We start from the raw sequence: 3,229 nt of genomic DNA, 5'->3' as shown, positions 1-3,229 counted from the left end.
TCAATCACCGAATGACGGTGGCCATCATCCCGGCGCAACCTGACAGGATCCTGAAAGACGGTGACGAATCGTGAAGCTGGTCTCCGGGTTACAATCGCCCCCCGGACACCGAAGGGGACGGCCATGCGCATACTGCTGGTGGAGGACGACGCAAGCCTGGGCACCGCCGTCGTCGATCAGCTCGCCGCCGACGGGCACGCCGTCGACCGGGTAGACCACCTCTGCCGGGCCCGGCACGCCCTGGCGGCGGTGGCCTACGACCTCTGCCTGCTCGACCTGATGCTGCCCGACGGCGACGGTCTCGCGCTGCTCGGCGAGCTGCGCGGGCGCGGCGACGGGCTGGCGGTGATCATCCTCACCGCCCGGGACCAGATATCGGACCGGATCCGCGGCCTGCGGGCCGGCGCAGACGACTACCTGGTGAAACCCTTCGACCTCGCCGAGCTCTCCGCCCGCGTGCTCGCCGTGGGCCGGCGCAGCGCCGGCGACGCCGGACCGCGAATCGAGGTGGCGGGGGTCGTGATCGACGAGGCCGCGCGCACCGTCCTCCGCGATGGCGAGCCGGTGCGCCTGACCCAGCGTGAGTGGGCGCTGCTGGAGGCGCTGGTGCACAGCCGCGGACGCGTGCTCTCGCGGGGCCAGCTCGAAGACCGGCTCTACGCCTTCGGCGCCGAGGTGGAGAGCAACACCATCGAGGTCTACATCAGCCGGCTACGCAAGAAGCTCGGCACGGGCCTGATCGCCACGGAACGGGGCCTCGGCTACCGGATGGTGCGCTCGTGAGCGGCGGGACCTTCAGCCTGCGCCGGCGCCTGGCGGCGATGCTCACCGCCGGTGTGCTCGCGCTGTGGCTGGTGGCCACGGGGCTATCGTGGGTGCTGGTTCGTCACGAGCTCAACGAGGCCTATGACGAGTCCCTGGCACAGGCCGCACACCGGCTGCTGGCGCTCGGGGCCGCGGGGCCGGCCGGCAGGGAACCGACGACGGTCGGCGCCGGCGAGGGGCTGCTCACCTACCGCGTCCGCGACGCCGCCGGCCGGGTGGTGCTGAGCTCCCGCAATGCCCGCGACACCGGCTTCCCCGCACCGTCGCGGCCCGGTTTCGTCACCACCGCGTCGCACCGGGTGTTCACCGAGCGCGACGCCGACACCGGTCTGCTCATCCAGGTCGCCGAGCCCCTCGCCCACCGCCGCGAGGCGGCGATGGAGACGACCCTGAGCCTGCTCCTGCCGCTGCCGTTGCTGGTGCCGCTGAGCCTGCTCGGCGTGTGGTGGGTGGTGCGCCGGACCACCGCGCCGGTGCTCTCGCTGCGCGGCGAGATCGAGCGCCGCGCCCCCGGCGACCTGGCGCCGCTGACCGCGAACGGCCTGCCCGCGGAAATCCGCCCGCTGGCGGATGCCGTCAACCGCCTGATGGCGCGGCTGCGTGATGCACTGGCGGCGGAACGCAGCTTCACGGCCAACAGCGCCCACGAGCTGCGCACACCCATCGCCGGGGCCCTGGGCCATACCCAGCGGCTGCTCGCCGACACCGACGACCCGGCGGTGCACGAGCGCGCGCGTCACATCGAGGCCGGCCTGCGTCACCTCGCCCGGGTCTCGGAGAAGCTCATGCAGCTCGCCCGCGCCGAGGCCGGGGTCTTCGCCGCCGACACGCCCCAGCCCCTCGACGACGTGCTCACGCTGGTCGTCGACGAGTTCCGCCGCCCCGCCGGCAGCGGCGATCGCGTCACGCTCACGGTACCGGACGGTGTGCAGCTCGCCGGCGCGCTGGACCCGGACGGCTTCGCCATCCTGCTGCGCAACCTCATCGAGAACGCCCTGTGTCACAGCCCGGCGGACAGCCCGGTGGCGGTGGTGGTGGACGGCGCCCGGCGCCTGCGGGTGATCAACGACTCGCCCGTGATACCCGCCGCCACGCTCCGGCAGCTGCATGCCCGCTTCCGGCGGGGGGCGACCGGGCCCGGCGGCACCGGGCTCGGACTCGCCATCGTCGAGGCGATCGCCGAGGGCGCCGGGGTCTCGGTGACCCTGAACTCCCCCGCCACCGGCCGCACCGACGGCGTCGAGGCGGCGGTCATCCTGCCGGATGGCCCCCGTCCGGCGTGAGCACGGGCACGCCGGTCAGCGTGCCCTCTGACGCTCACCCCGGGCCAGCAGCGCGCGGGCGCGCAGGAGCACCGGGCGGTCCACCATCCGGCCGTCCACGGAGAACACCGCGCCGTCCGACGGGGCGGCGTCGACCACGCGCCGGGCCCAGTCCAGGTCCGCCCCGCTGACCGCGAACGCCGCGTGGACGGGCTCGATCTGGGCGGGATGGATGCACAGCGCCCCCGAGAAACCGAGGCCCTGGGCGGTCTCCAGCTCGGCGGCGAGACGCCCGGGATCCGTGTAGTTGCCGATGGAGCCGGGGAAACCGATGGCCTCGATCCCCGCCGCCCGCGCCGCCCAGGCGACGCGGCGGGCGGGCTCGGTGAGCACCGCCGCCCCGGGCGTGCCGCCCAGGTCCAGGGCCAGGTCCTCCGGGCCCAGCGCCAGGGCCGCCAGACGCGGCGTGGCCGCGGCCAGCTCGCCGGCAGCGAGCAGCCCCCGGGCGCTCTCGATCATGCCGATCACCGGCACCCCGCCCGGTTCCAGCCCCCGCTCCGTCTCCAGGTCGGTGAGGATTCCGTCGGTGACCACGGGCTCGTGGGCGTGCTCGACCTTGGGCAGCACGATGCCCGCCAGCGACGGCCCGACGGCGGCCTCCAGGTCGTGGACCTGCGCCCGCGTGCCGGCGTTGACGCGCACCAGCACGGCGACGCCGTCGGCCGCCAGCCGGGCGACCGCCTCGGGCAGGGCGGCCCGCGCCGCCGGCCGCCGCCCGGGGGCGACGGCGTCCTCCAGATCCAGGATGCAGGCGTCGGCACCACGCCGTCCCGCCTTCTCCAGCAGGCGCTCGTTGTCGGCGGGCACGAACAGGAGCGACCGCCAGCCGGGCCATTGCGTCATCTCGTTCCTCCCTTTCCGCCGGGCGCTCTGGCGGCCCGGCTCGCGACGGGGGCGGTGAGGCCGCGATACGCCCGCCCTGTCCCCGTCTCCGCGGTCATTCCACCCGGCCGGTCAGCGCCAGCGCCCCGTCCGGCCGGGTGACCCACAGGCGCGCGCCGTCGTCCTCGGGCACGCCGGCGGTGGTGAAGGCCATGTCGTCGAACACCGGCGCGCGGGAGCGGTACTCGAACCGGCGCACC

At 74.9% G+C, this 3,229-nt stretch carries 3 protein-coding genes; 2 read left to right on the top strand and 1 reads right to left on the bottom strand.

Annotated elements, in window-relative coordinates:
• Positions 1 to 123: 123 nt before the first annotated feature.
• Positions 124 to 783, top strand: coding sequence for a response regulator transcription factor (locus tag G7A99_RS17210; RefSeq protein ID WP_163142427.1), 660 nt, complete (start codon positions 124 to 126; stop codon positions 781 to 783).
• Positions 780 to 2,108, top strand: coding sequence for an ATP-binding protein (locus G7A99_RS17205; protein ID WP_205599897.1), 1,329 nt, complete (start codon positions 780 to 782; stop codon positions 2,106 to 2,108). The genes G7A99_RS17210 and G7A99_RS17205 overlap by 4 nt, the downstream gene beginning before the upstream one ends.
• Positions 2,109 to 2,123: 15 nt before the next feature.
• Here G7A99_RS17205 and G7A99_RS17200 read toward each other — a convergent pair whose 3' ends face one another.
• Entirely contained in the window at positions 2,124 to 2,990 is an 867-nt protein-coding gene (locus G7A99_RS17200) for a CoA ester lyase (protein ID WP_163142424.1), read from the bottom strand.
• Between the last annotated feature and the right edge of the window lie 239 nt (positions 2,991 to 3,229).

Source organism: Arhodomonas sp. KWT (genome assembly GCF_010993615.1).
Note: the sequence above shows the minus strand (reverse complement) of the source record. Positions and strands in the feature narration are given on the sequence as shown.